Consider the following 18,382-nt stretch of genomic DNA (forward strand, 5'->3'; position numbering starts at 1 on the left):
TTGAGTTTAGTTGCGGACCGAGGGCCCTTCGACGCTGAGACCGTTGCCGCGCGAGGCGACGTAAAGCTCGAGCGCCACGAACTCCGGGCTGCCGGGCGAGAAGGTATGCGCCCGGGTATCGCGGATGCAGCCCTTGAAGCGGGACTGCACGGCGTTCAGCTTGGTGTTCTTAAGACGGTAGGTCGGGAAGCCGTTGATCTGACCCTGGCTGAGATGGTCGGCGCGGATCATGTTGCCCCAGTTGTCCTCGTGACAGTTGGCGCAGCTGAGTTCCAGCTGACCGAACCTGGTATAGTAGATCTCCTTGCCCTTTTCCCAGGTGGACTGGGCCGGGCCGTCGATGGCGACGTTCACGGGCATGCCGCGCGACACCGACGCCAGGAGGGCCGACATGTTGGTCATGTCGCCGCCGGCGTATTTCCAGGGCTCTGCACCCATCCGGTTCTCGCGGCAGTCGTTGACCTGCATCTCGATCGTGCGCACCTCGCCCGCGTCCTCGTTCCACTTTGGGTAGACGGCCCTGACACCGGCCATGCTGTTGACGTCGTTGTGGCACGAGGCACAGGACTTGCCCTCGGACCCTTCCGCGGTCTTCCAGACCTCGGCGGCCTGTTCGACCCAGAGCATTGCCGGGTTGTCGAAGTCGTCGGTCTGCACGGCCTGCGTTTCGTCCGAGCGGAAGCGCCAACCGGAATAGATCGTGTCCAGCCCGTCCAAATGCGCCGGCGCGTCGGTCTTGGTGACCATCTCGATCTCTTCATTGACAACCAGTTCGTCCTCGTCCGGCCCGGCATGGGCCGCCAGCGCGAACACGCTGGCGGCTGCTGCCAGCATCAGACGCCCACCCGTTACAGTCGTTTTTCTCATGTTATCCTCCCTGACGCCCGGGCGCCTTATCCGACCGTGATCGTCTGCGTCTCTTCGTAGACGGAGCCGTCATCGTCGTACCAGGTGAATTTGAAGTCACCGGTTTCCGGCACGGTGGCCTCGAATTCGAAGAACGGGTTGGTCGAGATCGCCGGCTCCATTTTCACGTCGATCACGTTCTCGCCGTTGAAGTCGACAACGAAGCGGTTGATGATCGAGCGGGGAATGGTGTTGCCGTCATCGTCCTTGCGCTGACCGCTTTCCATCTGGTGGCTGATCAGCGTCTTGATGGTGATCGTGTCACCGGCGCTTGCCGTCTTGGGGACCTTGACGCGGGGTTTTACACCTTCGGCCATGTTCTGTTCTCCTTGTCCTCTGTTCAGCCGCCGCAGCCGCCGATGGTGACCTTGATGTTTGCCGAGGCCTGCTTGAACGAACCATCTTCCATCTCGGCGACGGCGATGACGTCCTGGGTGCCGGCAAGGCGAATCCGTGTCGCCGCGAATTGCGACGCGGCCAGCGGGCCGAACTTGAATGTCGCGACGGGCGGCGTCGGGTTGCCATCAGCGAAGATCGCGATTGCCACGGCGCCGGGGGCGCTGACCTCGATCGGGACGGTGTTGCCGTTCTCGGCGATTTCCGGCGCGGTCAGTTCGACACCGCCCTCGCCCACATCGGCACCGCCGGTGAATTTCGCGATCGCATCTTCGGTGGCCGACGCGAAGGCCGGCAGCGCGCCGAAGGCCGTCACGGCTGCGCCTGCGGTGCCGAGCACCAGCATCTTTCGGCGATTCAGTTCCATCTTGTCCTCCAGATATCTGAGTTATTCGTCCTTGAGCGTCATCAGGTAGGCGACGACGTCCTCGATCTGCTGGCCGGTCAGCAGCGGCTCGACCTCACCTTCATGCGGCTCGCCCGTGTAGGCGTTGCCTAGGCGAGTGAAGCCGTCGACCTTGTAGAAGCCCGGCATCATCGTGCCTTCGAACATGATCTTGGCATTTGCCACGATACCGCGGATCTCCGCCTCGCTCCAGCGGTCGGCGACGCCATCGAGCGGCGGGCCGATCTCGCCGTGGAACTGCAGGTGCGACAGGTCCGAGACCGCGTGGCATGCGATGCAGTTGCCCGCTCCCTTGTTCATCAGTTCGGCGCCCGCTTGCGGGTCGCCGGGCTGGCCGGTCAGCGACGTTTCAACCGCCCCATCGACGTAGTCAACATCCTGGGGTGCGATGGTTTCCGCAGCCGCAACGGTCGCAAATAGCGCGGTTGCGGATGCAAAAGCAGTTAGACGTGTCATGTGCCCTCCCGTATGACAGTTAAGGTAAACTTGCACACACAAAAACGATTCACGCAACAACAAATTCAAGAAAGCGAATTTTTAAATCTGTTCGCCTTTGCAGAAAAACCCAGTTGGTTTTCTTTGCGTATGCAGCAATTCCTGCGGTCACTCCGCGAGTTTCCGCGCAAGGTATTTCTGGAACGGCTCGTCGGTTTCATAGCCTTTTTCCACGACCCAGCGCAGCAGGTTCAAGGTGGTCCCCTTCTCGAACGCGCCGGGCATGGTGACAACCGCCAGTTTGTCGGCAGGCAATTCGCCCTCGGATTCTTCGGGAAAGAACATCATCGTCGGCGTGAACATGGCGTTCCAGCGGCGCACGGCCTTTTTCTCCGCCATCGCCTCGCCGTCGAAATCGGTGACTTCCACATCGCCGAACATGTTGATCTGCACGACAAAATAGTTGTCCTCGATGAACTGCTCGATCTCGGGGACAACGAACACTTCCTCGTGCATCTTGGTGCAGTAGATGCAGCCGCGCTGTTCGATCAGGACGAGCAGGCGCTTGCCCTCGGCGGTCGCCTCTTCGAGATCGTCGCCAAGGTCCTTGAACGTGTCGCGCATCCACGGGGCCTTGTGCAGGCCATCATCGCCAAGTTCGGCGGCGAAAACCGGCAGCGCCACAAGTGCGGTGAGAAGAATAGCGAAAATTCTGGTCATCTGACTGTGTCCTTTGATTTATCCGATTGTGCTGAACCAGGGGACATTTTCAAGCATCCACTGGGCGATGATGTTCACCGAGTTGGTCGCGATCAGGACGCCGAACAGGATCAGCAGCGCGCCCATGATCTTTTCGACCAGGCCGAGGTGACGGCGGAACCGCGCCATGAACCGCATGAACGGCCCGATGAAAAGCGCCGCCGCGATGAACGGCAACGTCATGCCGAGACCGTAGACGAAGAGCAGCAAAGCGCCCTGCGCCGCGGAGTCCTGCCCCGCCGCCGTGAACAGGATCGCCGCCAGCACCGGCCCGACGCAGGGCGTCCAGCCGAAGGCGAAGGCAAGGCCGATCACGAAGGCACCGGCGAGCCCGACATTGCTGGTATCGCCGGCATCCGCCCGGAACTGGCGATAGAGAATGCCGATGCGGATCACGCCAAGGAAATGCAGGCCCATCGCGATGATGATCGCCGCCGCAACCCAGCGCAGGATGTCGAAATACTCCTGCACCAGCTGGCCAAAGGCCGTGGCCGACGCGCCCAGCCCGACAAAGACCGTGATTACCCCAAGAGCGAAGAAACACGCCGCGAGAAAGGCGCGCACCCGGACGCCGCGGGAAATCGCGGCCTCTGCCGTGATCTGGTTCATGCCGACGCCGGCGAGGTAGCTGAGGTAGAAAGGCACCATAGGCAGGATGCAAGGCGACAGGAACGACAATAGTCCCGCGATCAACGCCCCGTAAATCGTTACGTCAAACATGCCTTCACCCGTCGCATTTCCTTGAAATATTCAAATATTAGATTATGATGGGTTTTAGCAAGCCGTCAATCGGAGTTTCACGTGGCTGCACTCAGAGCGTTCGTGCTCGTTATTCTGACCTGGCTGCCCGGCCCCCTGCTGGCAGAGACCTATCTGTTCATGGCCGAGGAGGATGGGTGTTACTGGTGTGCCCGATGGAACGAGGAGGTTGCGGCGGCCTATCCGAAAACCCCCGAAGGACAGGCCGCGCCTCTGCGCCGTTACGATCTATACAGCGAAACGCCGGACGTGGATTTCGCCCGGCGCGTGCGCTTCACCCCGACCTTCATCCTTGTCCGGAACGGAACCGAACTGGGCCGGATCGAAGGATACCCCGGAGAGGACTTTTTCTGGGGGCTGCTTGGCGAGATGCTGGAAGAGGCGCGCATCGACCTCGACAAAACAGGCTGACGATACCCATGACCCTCGATCCTCAAGATTCCCCCGACGCATCCGAGCCTGAAACGCGGCGGCTGCCGGTGCTCGACGCCAACATGTGCGCCGAGGACATGGAAAAGATGATGAAGAATGCCCAGCGGGCGTCGAACTTCCTGAAGGCGATCAGCCATGAAGGGCGGCTGATGATCCTGTGCCATCTTGCCTCGGGCGAAAAATCGGTGACCGAGCTGGAGGACCTGCTGTCGGCCCGTCAGGCAGCGGTATCGCAACAGCTGACGCGGCTGAGGCTGGAAGGGCTGGTCACACCGCGGCGGGAGGGCAAGGCCATCTACTACAGTTTGACAGACGACAGACCCAGGCAGATCATGGAAGTCGTCTATGACCTGTTTTGCAGGGAGGACTGACCGGGGCTGAGGAGAGCGCCCGGTCGTTAAACGGGAACCAGGATGCTGGAATTTCTGGGCGAAGCGAATAGCGCGGCGCTGATCGGGCTATTGGGCGGCCTGGCCTTGGGGCTGGCCGCGCGGCTGGGGCGTTTCTGTACGCTGGGCGCGATCGAGGACGTGCTCTATTCCTCGGACGACCGCCGGATCCGCATGTGGGGCATCGCCATCGGCGTGGCCATCATCGGCACGCATTTCGCCATGGCCGGTGGCTTGATGGACGGGACCGCCGCCGCCTATCTCGATAGGGTCTGGAACCCTTTGGGCACCATCGTCGGCGGGCTGATGTTCGGCTATGGCATGGCGCTGTCGGGCAATTGCGGCTACGGCGCGCTGGCGCGGCTGGGCGGGGGCGACCTGCGGTCCTTCGTCATTGTGATCGTGATGGGGCTGTCGGCCTACCTGGTGATGTCCGGCCCGCTGGCCCATTTCCGCGTCTGGCTTTTCACCGTCGAGGACGGCGCGCGTTCGCCGCAGGGGTTCAGCCAGTTGGCACAGGTGCATTTGGGCATTGGCCCCGCGCTGACCGGCCTGCTTCTGGGCGGGGCCATACTGATGTTTTCCCTCGCCAGCGGCCGGATGCTGCGCTCGCCCGGCATGGTGTTCTGGGCCGCCGTTGTGGGCATGGCCATCGTCCTTGGCTGGGTCGGCACCTACTGGGTGGCCATGACGGGGTTCGAGGCCGAACCGGTCGAGACGCATTCCTTTGCCGCGCCCATCGGCGACACGATCTATTACGCGATGACCGCCTCGGGCAACAGCCTGTCGTTCAGCGTGGGCTCGGTGCTGGGCGTGGTTGTGGGCGCCTTCGCCGGGTCCTGCTTCAAAGGGCATTTCCGGTGGGAAGCCTGCGAGGACCCGCGAGAGTTGAAGCGCCAGATCTTCGGGGCCGCCCTGATGGGCCCGGGTGCGATCCTGGCGGTGGGGTGCAGTATCGGACAGGGCGTGTCGGCCTTTTCGGTGCTGGCCTTCTCCGCGCCGGTGGCGTTTCTGGCGATCTTCGCCGGGGCGGCGCTGGGGCTGAGACAGCTGATCACCGGGTTCGCGCCGGCGGAGTAGCAAAGCAGCGGTGGACACGAAAAGGCCGCGCCGGGATGGCGCGGCCTTTGTGTCTGCATCGGGGTGGGCTTAGCCCAGAACGGTCTTGACGACCTTGCCCAGCTTGGTGGCCACTTCGTCGGCCTCTTGCCGTGTCATGCAGAAGGGCGGCGCAAAGCCAAGGATATCGCCCTGCGGCATGGCGCGGGAAATCACGCCTTCCTTGACCAATTCGCCGGCCAGCCGTGCGCCGACCTTTTCCGAGGCGTCGAAGAACACGCGGTCGTCGCGGTCCTTGACGAATTCCACGGCGCAGAGCAGCCCCTCGCCGCGCACTTCGCCGACATGGGCATGGTCGCCCACGGCCTCGGTCAGCGCCTTCTTGAAGTAGGCCCCCACCTCGCCGGCGTTTTGCACCAGGTTCAGGTCGTCGATCAACTGCAGGTTGGCGACACCGGCAGCGGCCCCGATGGGATGCGCCGAGTAGGTCCAGCCGTGGCCGATGGGGCCGTTCTCATCCGTGCCCTGTTCCAGCACTTTCCAGACCTTGTCGGACACGATGGAGCCGGACAGGGGCGCATAGGCCGAGGTCAGACCCTTGGCGATGGTGATGATGTCCGGCTTGATGCCGTAGTGGTCGGAGCCCATCATGCTGCCCAGGCGGCCAAAGCCGGTGACGACCTCGTCGGCAATCAGCAGGATGTCGTGCTTGGCAAGCACTTCCTGGATCGCGGCCCAATAGCCTGCGGGCGGCGGCACGAGGCCCCCGGTGCCCAGCGCGGGTTCACCGATGAAGGCGCCGATGGTGTCCGCGCCCTCGCGTTCGATCAGCGCTTCCAGCTCGGCCACGCAATGGGCGACGAACTCTTCCTCGGTCTGGTTCACATCGGCGCGGCGATAGTAATACGGCGCCTCGGTGTGCAGCACCTGCGCCAGCGGCAGGTCGAACTTCTGGTGGAAGAGGTGCAGGCCGGTCAGCGAACCGGTCATCAGGCCCGAGCCATGATACCCGCGCCAGCGCGAGATGATCTTCTTCTTCTGCGGAAGCCCGCGGATGTTGTTGTAGTACCAGACCAGCTTGATGTTGGTCTCGTTGGCGTCCGAGCCCGACAGGCCGAAATAGACCTTCGACATGTGGTCGGGCGCGCGGTCCAGCACCATCTTGGCGAGCGTGATCGCGGCCTCGGTGCCGTGGCCGACATAGGCGTGGTAATAGGCCAGTTCGCGTGCCTGAGCGGCGATGGCGTCTGCAATCTCGGGCCGGCCGTAGCCCACGTTCACGCAGTAAAGCCCGGCAAAGGCGTCGAGCAGGCGGTTGCCGTCGCGGTCCTCGATATGACAGCCGGAGCCGCCGGTCACGATGCGCTGCGGCGCCTCACCCCGGGCGAATTCTGCCAGGTGGGTCGAGGGATGGAAAAAGTTCTCGCGGTCCCACTGGTCAAGTTGATCGTTCTTCAGCATTCGTAGTCTCCTTAGCCCCAATCGCGGCAGACGTATTTGATTTCCATGAACTCTTCCATGCCCTTTCGGGCGCCCTCGCGGCCAAGGCCGGATTGCTTGACCCCGCCGAACGGGATCGGCGCGCCGGTAACCTTGGTGCGGTTGACCGCGACCATGCCGAACTGCAGCGCGCGGCTGAGCCGGTAGATGCGGCGCGGGTCATGCGCGTGGACATACGCCACGAGGCCGTATTCGGTGTCGTTGGCGCGGCGGATGGCTTCTTCCTCGGTGTCGAAGGGGGTGATCGGCGCGACGGGGCCAAAGGTTTCCTCACGCATGATCTCGGCCTCGTCGGGCACATCGGTCAGCACGGTCGCGTCATAGAACAGGCGTCCGAGCGGATTGCGTTTGCCGCCGCAAGCCAGTTTCGCGCCTTTCTCCAGCGCATCGGCGACATGCGCCTCCTGCTTGGCCACGGCGGCTTCGTTCATCAGCGGGCCAAGGTCGCAGTCATCCATCCCGACGCCGATCGTCAGTTCCCGGGTCGCGTTAGTGAAACGCTTGCAGAATTCGTCGTAGATGCCGCGCTGGACATAGATGCGGTTCGCGCCCAGGCAATCCTGCCCGGAAGTGGCGAACTTGGCCTTGATGGTCTCGGCCACGGCATGGTCGAGGTCGCAATCGTCGAACACGATCACCGGCGCATGACCGCCCAGTTCCATTACCAGCTTTTTCACGGTTTCCGCCGACGCGCGGTAGAGCAACCGCCCCACCTCGGTCGAGCCGGTGAAGGACAGCGCCCGCACCCGCGAGTCGTCGGTCCATGGCGGCACCACGGTCGAGGCGCGGCCCGTGACCACGTTGAACACGCCCGGCTCGACGCCCGCGCGTTCGGCCAGTTCGGCCAGCGCCAGTGCCGAGAACGGCGTCTCATGGCTGGGATGCGCGACGATGGTGCAGCCGGCGGCAAGCGCCGCGGCGGCCTTGCGGGTCAGCATGGCCGAGGGGAAGTTCCACGGCGTGATCAGCGCCACGACGCCCACGGGTTCGAGCCACAGCTCGACCTCGGCGGTGTTCAAGTGGCTGGTGACGCCCTCGATGTTGGGGCGCTTGGCCTCCTCGGCATAGAATTCGACGAAGGACGCGGCATAGTCGATCTCGCCCCGCGCCTCGGACAGGGGTTTGCCCTGTTCGGCGACCATCAGCTTGGCCAGATCCTCGCGGTTCTCGATGATCAGGTCGAACCAGCGGCGCAGGATCGCGGAGCGGTCCTGTGGCAGCTTGGACGACCACTTGGGAAAGGCCTCTTGGGCGACGGTGACGGCATCACCGCTTTCTTCGGCGGAAAGGCTGGCAACCTCGCCGACCACGGCACCATCGGCGGGGTCGGTCACGGAAAGGGTGCTGCCATCGGCGGCGGCGACCCATTTGCCGCCCACGTAGGAAAAGTTGCGCACGAGGCGCAGGTCTTCGATCAGTCGCAGAGACGAGTCGGGCATGGTGTCCTCCTGTAAGTTACAGGAGTTCTACAGTGTCCGGGCAATGACCGAGCCTGAATGCGGCCGCCGCGGCAGAGGAATTTTCTGCGCATCCAGCGCGCTTGCAGAAGAATCTACTGCAGTCCGACAATTACCTCGATCGGTGGCGCGGTCGGCCCCTTGACCGGCTTGGTGACAACATAGCTGAAATAGCGTGCCATACCGATCCTGTCGTTCAGCATCTGATCGACCAGCCGCTGATACGCGTTGATGTCGGGGGTCACGACCTGAATCAGATAGTCGTAGCCGCCGCCGATCCCCCAGCAGGCGACAATCTCGGGGTGGTGCTGGACCGCGTCCTCGAAAATGCGGAAGGTCGCGGCGGTGTGGTCTGTCAGTTCGACGGCGACGAACACCGTGACGTGCGGGCCCAGCTCACGCAAAGCGATTTCGGCGTGATAGCCGGTGATGAACCCCGCCTTTTCCAGGCGTTTCAGCCGCTCCCAGCAGGGCGAGGCCGACAGGCCGACGCGCTCGGCCAGGGCGGCCTTGGTGATCCGGCCGTCTTCGGCCAGGACCTTCAGGATCTCGATGTCGCGCGCGTCGAGGCGGGTCATCGGGTGGTCATGTCCGGATACGCGAGCCGGCAGCGGGCAGCGCGGCGCGGACGTGACTGGCGATGGCTGTGTCCTGCGCGCCGGTGCCGGTCAGATCGCAGATGGTGATATCCCGGTCAGACCGGCGGCCCGTGGCGGAGCCGGTGACGATCTCTCCCAGCTCGGGCGGGGTCACCCCCGCGAGCACGCCCGCCGCGCGGGCCGCTTCCAGCTCGCCGCTGGTTTCGCACTGGCTGACGCGGTCGCAGACGTAAAGGTCCGCGCGGGCCAGAGCGGCCGGGTCGATCTCGTTCTTGCCTTCCTGGTCGGAGCCCATGGCGGTGATGTGCAACCCCGGATGCAGCCAGTCGGCCATCAGCACGGGCTCTCTCGCGGGCGTGGTGGTGACGACAAGCTGGCTGTCGGCCACGAGGGCGGCGGGATCGTCCACGGCATCCGCCTCGATCCCCAGCGTGGCGGCAAGGTCTTCGGCGCAGGCGGCGGCCTTGTCGGGGCTGCGCCCGTGCACGAGCACGCGTTTGAAGGGACGTACCAGATGGGCCGCCTGCATCTGAAGCCGCGCCTGCACGCCGGTTCCGATGACGCCCGCGGTCTCGACCGTGTCCGGGGCGAGGTGCCGCGCGGCCACGGCGCCCGCGGCCGCCGTGCGGATGTCGGTCAGGTACCCGTTGTCCAGGTAGACGGCTTCGACCAGGCCGGTCTTGGCCGAGAACAGGATCATCAGGCCGTTGAGGCTGGAAAGGCCCAGGGCGGGATTATCGAAGAACCCGGGACTGACCTTGATGGCGAAGCCCTCGAAGCCGGGAATATAGGCGGTTTTCACATCGACCTCGGCATTGGCCTGGGGAAGGTCCATCGACAGGATGGGCGGCATGACGACGTCGCCCCCCGCAAGCGCGGCAAAGGCGCGTTCGATGACGTCCACCATCTCCACGTCCAGCCGGACCGCCTGGCGCAGGTCGGCTTCGGTCACGATCTGTATCTCATGGGACATAGGTTTTTCCCTTTACCAGCGTATCACCCAGTTGGATGTCCTCGCCCGCCATGATCCGGTGGAACATCCCCATATCGAGGTTGCGGCCCGTGATGATAGTGCCCACGGGGCCCGGGAGGCCGGACAGCTTGCCCGCCAGCAGCGCGGCGATGCCGACGACGCAGGCGCCCTCGGCCACTATGCGGTCCTCGTAGAAGAGCACCTGCATGGCGTGATAGATCTCCTCTTCGGTCACCAGCACCGTATCGTCCAGGTGGTCGCGGCAAAGCGCGAAGGACAGCTTGTTGTTCATTCCGATCCCGCCGCCGAGACTGTCTGCGAGGCTGGCGACCTCCTCCACCTCCACGGGATGCCCCTTGGCAATCGAGGCGTGCATGGCCGCGCCGCGATCCATGCTGATGCCGATGACCTGGATCCCGGGGTTGATCGACTTTGCCGCGACCGCGACGCCCGCGGCCAGACCGCCGCCGGACAGGGGGACGAGGATCGTGCCGAGATCGGGGCGCGCCAGCAGCATTTCGAGGCCGATGGTTCCCTGCCCAGCGATGACGTGCCGGTCGTCGAAGGGGGAGATTTCGACCAGCCCCTCGGAGTCGACCAGCCGCAGGCTTTCGGCCAAGGCATCGTCCTGGCTGCGGCCGCAGGTTCTGACCTCGGCACCCAGGGCCCGGATGCCGTCGACCTTGGCCTGGGGCACGAGGTTCGACATGCAAATTACCGCGCGCAGCCCGCGATGCGCGGCGGCATAGGCCACCCCGCGCCCGTGGTTGCCGGTGGAACAGCACGTCACGCCCTTTACATCCTCCGCCAGATTCATCACCGCGTTGACCGCTCCGCGCAGTTTGAATGCGCCGATGGGCTGCATGTTCTCGAGCTTGAGCAGGAATTCCGAGCCTGTCTTCTGCGTCATGAACGGGGACGGCACGAAAGGGGTACCGTCGGCGACATCGGCGATGGTCTGTCTTGCGGCCAGGATATCGGACAGGGCGAACGCCAAATGGACACTCCTTTTAACTGGTTGCGGCGCGGGGACGGACGGGCCGAACACCGCATTGCTTTGGTGCAGGATGGGGGATGGGATGGTCGGAACGCAACCGTAATAGACAGCGCGCCGCAAGGACCGGCTTGGCAGCATGCCTTTCGCTGCCCGTTTTCGTGTGGAGCGGACAGGAATTTATCGACCGGAGGTCAGAATGCTTGCGGCCCCTCCGGGGCCGGATCATGAGCTGTGGAGGTGCGGCCAGACCGGAGAAGTGACTGACCGATGTCCAAGCGACGGACGGCCAAACCGATTGCCAGATATCCTCACCGCAGGCTAAGCGCGCGGCTTATGACGGGCAGTGCGGCGCCGGGTGGGTGTCAAAGCGATACGTCGCAATCGTGGCCGGATGATCCGGCGCCACGGCAGTCCTGGTGAAGGAATGTCGTGGGCCGGGCCACCCGCGCGAGCGCGTCCCGCTCAGGCCGCCGCCTTGCGGCGGTTTTCCTCCAGGCGCTTGTTGATGATGTCGGACGTCTCGTCCGCCTCGGCCATCGGCGTGCCCATCTGGTCGGCGATCAGCTTGACCAGCAAGTCCACGCGTTCGATCTCCTCGGCGCCGCCGTCGATGGCGCGCGCCGCAGAAGACGGCTTGAGAAGGCCGTTTGCCGCGTTGGCGTATTTCTCGAAGGGGACCTGATCCTCTTCGTCGGCGCCGAGGTCCGTGACGAGGTCGCACACCTTCTTGTAGATCGCCTGCGATTCCAGAAGATCGCCGTGCACGGCTTCCTTGATGGGACGAATACCGTCTTGCTGAACGCAACGGTAGTTGCCGGTCAGCAGCATGGCCCATTTCGCGAACGGCACGAAGAGCGAGTCGAAGAGGCGCAGCTTGACGGGCACATCCTTGCCGTCCACGCGCACCGCTTCGATCTTTTCCTCGAGCTCGCGCACGATGGCGGTGTGGGCCGGATCCTCGAACGGCGCGGCCTTGAAATTGGTGGGCAGGCCCACATGCAGCACGTTCGGCCCCTCTTCGGGCGGGCGGAAGGCCTGCGGGTCGGGGCTGCACAGCGAAACGAGGCCCGGCTTGAAATCTTCCCACGGCTCGATGCTATTGAATGCCGGGCGCAGGGCGTCGGCATCCAGGCGTTCGATCCGCTTGAGATACGGCAGGGGGGGCATGTTCATGATCGACATGCAAGGCCGCCCGGCTGCGGCGATCCGCTTCATCAGGTCGGTGATCTCGGCGTTGCCGTATTGCGGCTCGGACATGGCCAGCGCGATGAGGTCGTATTCTTCGGGTTTCACGTTCGCGGGCGCCTTGGCGTCGAGCTGGCCGGGAAGGTCGCCGGATTTGAACGCGCGGTGCTCATCCTCGTCCCGCAGTTTGATGCGGACCTCGGTGCCCTTTTCGTTGATGATGTCGGCCGTGGCCTGGCGGCACACCAACGTCACGTCCTGCCCCGCCATCAAGAGCTTGGTCCCCAGCAGCGAGCCGTAGGATGCACCCAGAATAAGAACCTTGCGAGCCATGTTGATCTCTCCTTGCATTTTCATCACGCAACATAATTGCGCAGAGAGATTCTTCTACAAAATTCGTGTAAATGTGTTATTGATAATGTTAACAAGTTTATATCTTGTAACTTTGTAAAGAGCCGGGATGTCAAAGACCTTTATCGGGCCCAAACTGCGTCAGCTCAGGATCAGCCGCGAACTGACGCAGGCCGACGTCGCACAGCGGCTTGGCGTGAGCGCCGCATACGTCAACCTGTTGGAAAACAACCAGAGAAGCCTGTCGGTCAAGATGTTGCTGGCGATTTCCGAGGCGTTCGATGTCGATGTCAAGGAACTGACCCAGGACGACGGCGCGCATGTGCTGGCGGACCTTCGCAACGCGTTCAGCGACACGACGCTGGAGGGGGACCCGCCGGACGTGCAGGAATTGCGAAGCGCGATCGAGCGGGCGCCGGCGTTCGTCGATCATTTCCTGCAACTGCATCGCGCCCACCGGGCCGCGCTCAGGGTCATCATGCGGGGCGAGGCCGATGGGCGCGACGAACAGGTGCTGCACGCCTCTCCCGAAACCGCGATCCACGACTTTTTCAGAAAGCACAACAACTACTTCGCCGTTCTCGAGGTCGCGGCAGAGAATGCCCGGCGCGTCATTCCCGTGGCATCGGAGTCTCTTTTCGTGGACCTTCGCGCCGGGCTTCGTGACGTCCACGGCGTTTCGGTGGAGGTACGCCCCATCGAGGAACTTGGCGACTCGCTTCGCATCTACGACCAGGACAGCCGCACGCTCTTGCTGTCGCAGGCGCTCAACAACGAGAACCGCGCCTTTCAGATGGCGCATATCCTGGCCTTTCTCACCGAGGGAAGGATGATCTCGAAAATGGCGAAGGACGCGCAGGCCGATTCCGAACGGGTCCGGCCCAGGCTGGAGGTCGAACTGGGAAACTATTTCGCCGCCGCGTTCCTGATGCCCTACGAAGAGTTCCTGGCAACGGCGGAACGCACCGGGTACGACATCGACCGCATTGCGCTGGCGTTCGGCGTGACGTTCGAGCAGGCCTGTCACCGCCTGACGACGATGCAGCGCGACAAGGCGCACGGGATCCCGTTCTTCCTGTTGCGGCTCGACAGGGCTGGGAATGTCACCAAGCGGTTCAACGCCTCGTCATTCGACCTTGCCGAGTACGGAGGCGCCTGTCCGGTGTGGAACGTGCATGCGGCGTTCTCGGTTCCCGGCGTCATCTTTCCGCAATTCGTGGAGATGCCCGACGGGCAGCGGTTCTTTTCCATCAGCAGGACGGTGCACCGTCCGGTTTTCAGCGCCGACACGCAGGATCGGCGGCTGACCCTGACGCTTGGCTGCGAGGCGCGGCACGCGCATCGCATCCGCTATGCCGCGAGCTTCAAGATCGACGATCATACCGTTTATCATCCGATCGGCATCAACTGTCAGCTTTGCCCGCGGCAGGCCTGTTCGCAGCGTGCGCATCAACCGTTGTTCATCAACCTGCCCATCAATGCAAATCGCCGCGGGTCGACACGCTACGAAAGCTGAACGTGCAAAAGAGAAAGCCTGCCCCCCGGGAGATCAGGAGGCAGGCTTGTGGCGCGGCGGAGAGATCCGCGGCCTGTGTGGTCAGGCCTGGCTTTCCGCGGCCTTCTTGCGCTTGCGCATGATGCGCTGCACCACCGGGAACAGGACCAGCGCCAGTGCAAGACAGATGCAGACCAGCGAGATCGGCCGGGTGATGAACGTGGTCGCGTCACCCTGGGCCGAGATCAGCGACTGGCGCAGCGAGCGTTCGGCCAAGGGCCCGAGCACGATGGCCAGAACCGCCGGTGCCACCGGGTAGTTCAGCTTGCGGAGCAGATAGCCCACCACACCGATGATCAGCATGATCCAGGTGTCGAACATCCGGTCGGTCGTGGCGAAGACCCCCAGCACGCAGAGCGTGAAGATGATCGGCGTCAGCAGGGTGAACGGCATCGCCAGAACCCGGATGAAGATCGGGATCAGCGCGATGTTCAGGATCACCGTCACCGCGTTGGCCACGTACATGGAGCCGATCAGGCCCCAGACGAAATCCGGGCTCTCGGTGAACAGAAGCGGCCCGGGGCGCAGGCCCCAGATGATCATGCCGCCGAGCAGGATCGCCGTGGTGGGCGAGCCGGGAATGCCCAGCGTGATCATCGGCAGCATCGAGCCCGTGGAGGCCGCGTTGTTGGCCGACTCGGGCGCGGCCACACCGGCCACGTTGCCCTTGCCGAAGCTGTCGGGGTCCTTCGAGAACGTCTTGCTGAGACCGTAGGACATCAGCGCCGCCGGGGTGGCCCCCGCCGCGGGCAGCGTGCCCACGAAGAAGCCCAGGAACGAACCCACCCAGGTCGAGTTGATGTAAAGCCGGATTTGCTTGAAGTTCTCCTTCATCCGCGACATCGAGATCTTGACGTTGTGCATCTGGACCTTGCCGCTGGTGGATTCCAGCGTCCAGAGCATCTCGCCCACCCCGTAGATGCCGATTGCCAGCACGAGGAAGCCGATGCCACGCTGGAAGTCGACCATGTCGAAGAAGATCAGGCGCGGGCTGCCCGAGATGATGTCGAAGCCGACCGCAGCCAGAACGAGGCCGAGAAGGATCGAGAAGATCGTCTTGGGTATGTCGTCCCCGCCCAGCCCGATGAAGGTGGCAAAGGCCAGCAGCATCAGCGCGAACTCCTCCTGTGGTCCGAACTTCAGCGCGAAGGCGGCCAGGGGCGGCGCGAACAGGGTGAACAGGATGATCGACACCGTGCCGCCGATGAACGACGCGATGGCCGCGGCCATCAGGGCCTGGTCGGCCTTGCCGGCCTGTGCCATCGGTCGCCCGTCGAACACCGTCGCCACGGCTGTCGAGGCCCCTGGAATACCCAGGGTGATCGAACTGATCGCCCCCCCGTACATTGCCCCGTAATAGAGCGCGGCAAGGAAGATGATCGCCGTCGTCGGCGGCACCAGGAAGGTGATGGGCAGCAGGATCGCCACCCCGTTGACCGAGCCGAGACCCGGCATACAGCCCACGAACAGCCCCGCAAGGCAGCCCGCGAAAATCATCATCAGGTTCAGGGGCTGGAACGCCTCAAGAAGGCCTGCTGTCAAAGATACAAGTATCGTTTCCATCTCTCTTCAGACCTCTCAGTAGAACCATTCGTAGCGGAAGTTGTCGACCCAGAGGAAAGCGTCCTCGAAGATCGGCAGACCCTTCGGCAGATACTTCGTCAGCGCCACCTCGAAGAGCAGGTAGACGAAGATCGGCGTGCCGATTGCGAAGGCCAGGGTCATCGGCCATGAATGCCGGCCCATGAAGCGCACGAAGAAGAGCATGAAGATGACCAGCGCCAGATAGGTGCCGATATACGTCATCATGATCAACAGTGCGAGGATCGACCCCGCCGAGATCGTCACGAGAAAGATCGTGTCTCTCGAGATGTAGGGATCGTTGCTGCGCGACTCGGGCGTCTTTTTCTGCGCCCACCGCACGAGTGTGGCGACGGAAGCCAAGGCCATCCCCGCCGACAACCAGAACGGCCACATACCCGCACCGGGACCCCTGCCCCTGACCCAGCCGATACTGAGGTCGTCTGTGTATACGTTAAACATCAGGCCGAGCGACACCAGCAGTGTCGCGATCGCCATCAGAAGTTCCGCTGTCCGGACCGTCATTCTCTTTGGCTCCGTATAATTCGTTTGCGATCTATCGGGGGGGGCGTGTCCCTGTCGGACCAACCTGCCCGCGCCCGGATCGTCAGGCATCCAGGTGCAGGGCCCGGTGTCTCCGGACCCTGCTGTTTTCAGGACTGACTTACTCGCCGGTGATGGACGCGGCGCCGACCTTCTCGATCAGCTTTTCATGCGCGACCTTCTGGTTCGCGTGGAACGTGGCCAGGTCCTCGCCTTTCATCATCTTCTCGCAGGTCAGGCCGTCGGACTTGCAGAACGCCTGCCATTCCTCGCTGTCGAAAAGCTCCTGGAAGAGGTTCACGTACCAGTCCACCGCCTCGGGATCCATGTCCGGCGGGCCGTTGACCGAGCGCTGCATGTAGTACTCGATCTCCACGCCCAGTTCCATGGCGGTCGGCACGTCCGGGAACGCAGCCATACGCTCGGCCGAGAACTGCACCAGCGGCTTGGTGTTGCCGGCGCGCCAGAACTCCATCTGCTCGGCGGGGTTGTTCACCGTGCTGTCGATCTGGTTGCCCACGAGGTTCTTGGCCACCGTGCCGCCACCGGGGAACGGAATGTAGGTCACGTCATAGCCGAACTCTGCTTCCATCATCGCGGTCAGAACGCTGTCTTCCTGGCCCGATCCGGTGCCGCCAACCTTCCAGTTCTTGCCCGCTTCGGACACAGCCGCGTTGAAGCTGTCGAGATCCGTGATGTCCTCGCGGTCGGTGTTGACCCACAGCAGGAACGTGTCCATCGCCATCAGACCGATCGGCGTGAACTCGGTCACGTCGATGTTCAGGTCCTGCTGGATGATCGGCGTGGTGTAGAAGCTGTTCAGCGTCATCATGACGGTGTGATTGTCACCCGCCTTGTCCTGCATGTAGCGCAGCGCCTCGGCGCCCGATCCACCCGGCTTGTTGATCGGGATGAACGGCCGCGGGCTCAGGCCCTTCTTCTGGATGAGGCCCTGCAGCAGGCGGGCGATCTGGTCCGCACCACCGCCGGTGCCGGCCATGATGATGAACTCGACCGGCTTTTTCGGCTGCCATTCCGCCAGCGCCGCGGGCGCCGTCAATGCCAGCGCGGATGCGCTCGCTACAAGTAGTTTAAAGGTTTTCATGGTTGTCCTCCCTATGGTCTCCATGTGTGTCAGGGCTGATGCGCGCTCATTCTTGATGTGTTTGGCGCCCGCCCCATTCTTGGTACTGCAGTCAGTCTTCGCCTGTCCTCCCTAGTCTCCTCAATGAACCATGATGACCGGGAAATCCGCTTCGGCGACAACAACTTGCGAGTTGCCACCGAACAGGGATTCCCGTTCGTAACTGTCGTGATAGGCACCGATAATCAGCATACCGGCACCTGCGGCACGGGTTTCCGACAAGAGTTGCCGACCCACGTTGCGGCCTTCGGCCTTGAACATCCGGATATCGGACGCGACGCCGCGCAGCTCCAGGTAGCGCTGCAACTGATCTGCCCCGGGATGTTCGTCCCTGGGGCTGTCGCCGGTGTGCAGGATCGTCACCTTCTTGGCGCTGGAGATCATCGGCATGGCCATCGCAACGGCCCGCGTCGCCTCGAGCGAGCCGTTCCAGCCGATGGTCACGTGATCCGCGAAACTCGCATCTGTCACGTCCTGGTCGGGACACATCATCACCGGGCGGCCAGAAGAGAACAACGCCGATTTCAGCGTGTTGATCCCGAGGTTCATCTGCGGGTCAGGCTTGGCCACGCAGACCAGGTCGCACAGGCGCCCGTATCTCTGGACCGCGTCGACCTGCTTGCCCTCGTACTCGATGAAGCGGGTCGTCGGCTTGTCGAGCTCGTGATCGGCGATCTCGAGCCCGAGCTTCTTGGCTTGTTTCTCGAACTCGCCGTACAGCTGGTCGCGCGTCGAGTCGGCATTGGCATGCGCCGCATCCTCGATGTGGCGGCGCAGCATGGTCGGGATCACGACGCCGTAGGGCATCATGTCCTCGGTCTTGGGATGGCAATGCACCACGCGGACCCGGGCACCGAAGCGCCGTGCCAGGGCGGCGGCGTGGGCAAAGACGTTGTCGCCTTTGCCGTCGCCCCGCACCGGAAGCATGATGCTGTGGAGAGAGTCGTAAGCCATGG

At 63.4% G+C, this 18,382-nt stretch carries 20 protein-coding genes; 4 read left to right on the forward strand and 16 right to left on the reverse strand.

Annotated elements, in window-relative coordinates; translation table 11 throughout:
• Nucleotides 1–6: 6 nt before the first annotated feature.
• From soxA to RBB31_RS17275, 6 genes are all read right to left on the reverse strand, one after another.
• Nucleotides 7–834, reverse strand: coding sequence for a sulfur oxidation c-type cytochrome SoxA (gene soxA, locus RBB31_RS17250; RefSeq protein WP_306130533.1), 828 nt, complete (start codon nucleotides 832–834; stop codon nucleotides 7–9).
• A 59-nt stretch (nucleotides 835–893) separates the two neighbouring features.
• Nucleotides 894–1,223, reverse strand: coding sequence for a thiosulfate oxidation carrier complex protein SoxZ (gene soxZ, locus RBB31_RS17255; protein WP_306130499.1), 330 nt, complete (start codon nucleotides 1,221–1,223; stop codon nucleotides 894–896).
• Nucleotides 1,224–1,246: 23 nt separating this feature from the next.
• Nucleotides 1,247–1,669, reverse strand: a complete 423-nt coding sequence (soxY, locus tag RBB31_RS17260; protein ID WP_306130500.1) for a thiosulfate oxidation carrier protein SoxY — start codon at nucleotides 1,667–1,669, stop codon at nucleotides 1,247–1,249.
• Between the two features lie 21 nt (nucleotides 1,670–1,690).
• Nucleotides 1,691–2,164, reverse strand: a complete 474-nt coding sequence (gene soxX / locus RBB31_RS17265; RefSeq protein ID WP_306130501.1) for a sulfur oxidation c-type cytochrome SoxX — start codon at nucleotides 2,162–2,164, stop codon at nucleotides 1,691–1,693.
• A gap of 147 nt (nucleotides 2,165–2,311) precedes the next feature.
• Entirely contained in the window at nucleotides 2,312–2,863 is a 552-nt protein-coding gene (locus RBB31_RS17270; RefSeq protein ID WP_306130502.1) for a thioredoxin family protein, read from the reverse strand.
• Nucleotides 2,864–2,881: 18 nt separating this feature from the next.
• Entirely contained in the window at nucleotides 2,882–3,622 is a 741-nt protein-coding gene (locus RBB31_RS17275; RefSeq protein WP_306130503.1) for a cytochrome c biogenesis CcdA family protein, read from the reverse strand.
• 81 nt (nucleotides 3,623–3,703) lie between these two features.
• Between RBB31_RS17275 and RBB31_RS17280 the strand changes: the two genes are divergently transcribed.
• The 3 genes from RBB31_RS17280 to RBB31_RS17290 all read left to right on the forward strand — a co-directional run bounded on the left by RBB31_RS17280 (nucleotide 3,704) and on the right by RBB31_RS17290 (nucleotide 5,562).
• Nucleotides 3,704–4,072 (forward strand): hypothetical protein, encoded by a 369-nt coding sequence (locus RBB31_RS17280; RefSeq protein ID WP_371931343.1) that lies wholly within the window; start codon nucleotides 3,704–3,706, stop codon nucleotides 4,070–4,072.
• Nucleotides 4,073–4,155: 83 nt separating this feature from the next.
• Nucleotides 4,156–4,464 (forward strand): helix-turn-helix transcriptional regulator, encoded by a 309-nt coding sequence (locus tag RBB31_RS17285; RefSeq protein ID WP_254701854.1) that lies wholly within the window; start codon nucleotides 4,156–4,158, stop codon nucleotides 4,462–4,464.
• Between the two features lie 42 nt (nucleotides 4,465–4,506).
• A complete protein-coding gene (locus RBB31_RS17290) occupies nucleotides 4,507–5,562 on the forward strand; it encodes a YeeE/YedE family protein (RefSeq protein WP_306130504.1) in 1,056 nt (351 codons plus the stop codon).
• Nucleotides 5,563–5,631: 69 nt separating this feature from the next.
• Here RBB31_RS17290 and RBB31_RS17295 read toward each other — a convergent pair whose 3' ends face one another.
• From RBB31_RS17295 to RBB31_RS17320, 6 genes are all read right to left on the reverse strand, one after another.
• Nucleotides 5,632–7,002 carry an aspartate aminotransferase family protein gene (locus RBB31_RS17295; protein WP_306130505.1) on the reverse strand — a complete coding sequence of 457 codons (1,371 nt, stop codon included), beginning with the start codon at nucleotides 7,000–7,002 and terminating at the stop codon, nucleotides 5,632–5,634.
• A gap of 11 nt (nucleotides 7,003–7,013) precedes the next feature.
• Nucleotides 7,014–8,480, reverse strand: coding sequence for an NAD-dependent succinate-semialdehyde dehydrogenase (locus tag RBB31_RS17300; RefSeq protein WP_306130506.1), 1,467 nt, complete (start codon nucleotides 8,478–8,480; stop codon nucleotides 7,014–7,016).
• A 113-nt stretch (nucleotides 8,481–8,593) separates the two neighbouring features.
• Entirely contained in the window at nucleotides 8,594–9,076 is a 483-nt protein-coding gene (locus RBB31_RS17305) for an Lrp/AsnC family transcriptional regulator (protein WP_306130507.1), read from the reverse strand.
• Nucleotides 9,077–9,083: 7 nt separating this feature from the next.
• Nucleotides 9,084–10,070 (reverse strand): cyclodeaminase, encoded by a 987-nt coding sequence (locus tag RBB31_RS17310; protein WP_306130508.1) that lies wholly within the window; start codon nucleotides 10,068–10,070, stop codon nucleotides 9,084–9,086.
• Nucleotides 10,060–11,067 carry a hydroxyectoine utilization dehydratase EutB gene (eutB, locus tag RBB31_RS17315; protein WP_306130509.1) on the reverse strand — a complete coding sequence of 336 codons (1,008 nt, stop codon included), beginning with the start codon at nucleotides 11,065–11,067 and terminating at the stop codon, nucleotides 10,060–10,062. Before eutB ends, RBB31_RS17310 begins: the two co-directional genes overlap by 11 nt.
• Nucleotides 11,068–11,529: 462 nt before the next feature.
• Nucleotides 11,530–12,585 carry a ketopantoate reductase family protein gene (locus RBB31_RS17320; RefSeq protein ID WP_306130510.1) on the reverse strand — a complete coding sequence of 352 codons (1,056 nt, stop codon included), beginning with the start codon at nucleotides 12,583–12,585 and terminating at the stop codon, nucleotides 11,530–11,532.
• A gap of 127 nt (nucleotides 12,586–12,712) precedes the next feature.
• Between RBB31_RS17320 and RBB31_RS17325 the strand changes: the two genes are divergently transcribed.
• The gene (locus tag RBB31_RS17325; protein WP_306130511.1) at nucleotides 12,713–14,119 is read left to right on the forward strand and encodes a short-chain fatty acyl-CoA regulator family protein; all 1,407 of its coding nucleotides are present in this window, start codon (nucleotides 12,713–12,715) and stop codon (nucleotides 14,117–14,119) included.
• An 81-nt stretch (nucleotides 14,120–14,200) separates the two neighbouring features.
• Here RBB31_RS17325 and RBB31_RS17330 read toward each other — a convergent pair whose 3' ends face one another.
• The 4 genes from RBB31_RS17330 to RBB31_RS17345 all read right to left on the reverse strand — a co-directional run bounded on the left by RBB31_RS17330 (nucleotide 14,201) and on the right by RBB31_RS17345 (nucleotide 18,380).
• Nucleotides 14,201–15,658 (reverse strand): tripartite tricarboxylate transporter permease, encoded by a 1,458-nt coding sequence (locus RBB31_RS17330; protein WP_306130535.1) that lies wholly within the window; start codon nucleotides 15,656–15,658, stop codon nucleotides 14,201–14,203.
• A gap of 78 nt (nucleotides 15,659–15,736) precedes the next feature.
• Complete coding sequence (locus RBB31_RS17335; RefSeq protein WP_306130512.1) at nucleotides 15,737–16,264, reverse strand: tripartite tricarboxylate transporter TctB family protein; 528 nt, start codon at nucleotides 16,262–16,264, stop codon at nucleotides 15,737–15,739.
• Between the two features lie 139 nt (nucleotides 16,265–16,403).
• A complete protein-coding gene (locus RBB31_RS17340; protein ID WP_306130513.1) occupies nucleotides 16,404–17,387 on the reverse strand; it encodes a tripartite tricarboxylate transporter substrate binding protein in 984 nt (327 codons plus the stop codon).
• 120 nt (nucleotides 17,388–17,507) lie between these two features.
• The gene (locus RBB31_RS17345) at nucleotides 17,508–18,380 is read right to left on the reverse strand and encodes a universal stress protein (protein ID WP_306130514.1); all 873 of its coding nucleotides are present in this window, start codon (nucleotides 18,378–18,380) and stop codon (nucleotides 17,508–17,510) included.
• Between the last annotated feature and the right edge of the window lie 2 nt (nucleotides 18,381–18,382).

The organism is Roseovarius sp. MMSF_3350 (assembly GCF_030733425.1).
Classification (GTDB): domain Bacteria; phylum Pseudomonadota; class Alphaproteobacteria; order Rhodobacterales; family Rhodobacteraceae; genus Roseovarius.

What these genes read in the sequence shown, in the direction of transcription:
- soxA (WP_306130533.1), bottom strand. Translation starts at nt 834, where the DNA reads ATGCTGGCAGCAGCCGCCAGCGTGTTCGCGCTGGCGGCCCATGCCGGG.
- soxZ (WP_306130499.1), bottom strand. Translation starts at nt 1,223, where the DNA reads ATGGCCGAAGGTGTAAAACCCCGCGTCAAGGTCCCCAAGACGGCAAGC.
- soxY (WP_306130500.1), bottom strand. Translation starts at nt 1,669, where the DNA reads ATGGAACTGAATCGCCGAAAGATGCTGGTGCTCGGCACCGCAGGCGCA.
- soxX (WP_306130501.1), bottom strand. Translation starts at nt 2,164, where the DNA reads ATGACACGTCTAACTGCTTTTGCATCCGCAACCGCGCTATTTGCGACC.
- RBB31_RS17270 (WP_306130502.1), bottom strand. Translation starts at nt 2,863, where the DNA reads ATGACCAGAATTTTCGCTATTCTTCTCACCGCACTTGTGGCGCTGCCG.
- RBB31_RS17275 (WP_306130503.1), bottom strand. Translation starts at nt 3,622, where the DNA reads ATGTTTGACGTAACGATTTACGGGGCGTTGATCGCGGGACTATTGTCG.
- RBB31_RS17285 (WP_254701854.1), top strand. Translation starts at nt 4,156, where the DNA reads ATGTGCGCCGAGGACATGGAAAAGATGATGAAGAATGCCCAGCGGGCG.
- RBB31_RS17290 (WP_306130504.1), top strand. Translation starts at nt 4,507, where the DNA reads ATGCTGGAATTTCTGGGCGAAGCGAATAGCGCGGCGCTGATCGGGCTA.
- RBB31_RS17295 (WP_306130505.1), bottom strand. Translation starts at nt 7,002, where the DNA reads ATGCTGAAGAACGATCAACTTGACCAGTGGGACCGCGAGAACTTTTTC.
- RBB31_RS17300 (WP_306130506.1), bottom strand. Translation starts at nt 8,480, where the DNA reads ATGCCCGACTCGTCTCTGCGACTGATCGAAGACCTGCGCCTCGTGCGC.
- RBB31_RS17305 (WP_306130507.1), bottom strand. Translation starts at nt 9,076, where the DNA reads ATGACCCGCCTCGACGCGCGCGACATCGAGATCCTGAAGGTCCTGGCC.
- RBB31_RS17310 (WP_306130508.1), bottom strand. Translation starts at nt 10,070, where the DNA reads ATGTCCCATGAGATACAGATCGTGACCGAAGCCGACCTGCGCCAGGCG.
- RBB31_RS17320 (WP_306130510.1), bottom strand. Translation starts at nt 12,585, where the DNA reads ATGGCTCGCAAGGTTCTTATTCTGGGTGCATCCTACGGCTCGCTGCTG.
- RBB31_RS17325 (WP_306130511.1), top strand. Translation starts at nt 12,713, where the DNA reads ATGTCAAAGACCTTTATCGGGCCCAAACTGCGTCAGCTCAGGATCAGC.
- RBB31_RS17330 (WP_306130535.1), bottom strand. Translation starts at nt 15,658, where the DNA reads ATGATGATTTTCGCGGGCTGCCTTGCGGGGCTGTTCGTGGGCTGTATG.
- RBB31_RS17335 (WP_306130512.1), bottom strand. Translation starts at nt 16,264, where the DNA reads ATGACGGTCCGGACAGCGGAACTTCTGATGGCGATCGCGACACTGCTG.
- RBB31_RS17340 (WP_306130513.1), bottom strand. Translation starts at nt 17,387, where the DNA reads ATGAAAACCTTTAAACTACTTGTAGCGAGCGCATCCGCGCTGGCATTG.
- RBB31_RS17345 (WP_306130514.1), bottom strand. Translation starts at nt 18,380, where the DNA reads ATGGCTTACGACTCTCTCCACAGCATCATGCTTCCGGTGCGGGGCGAC.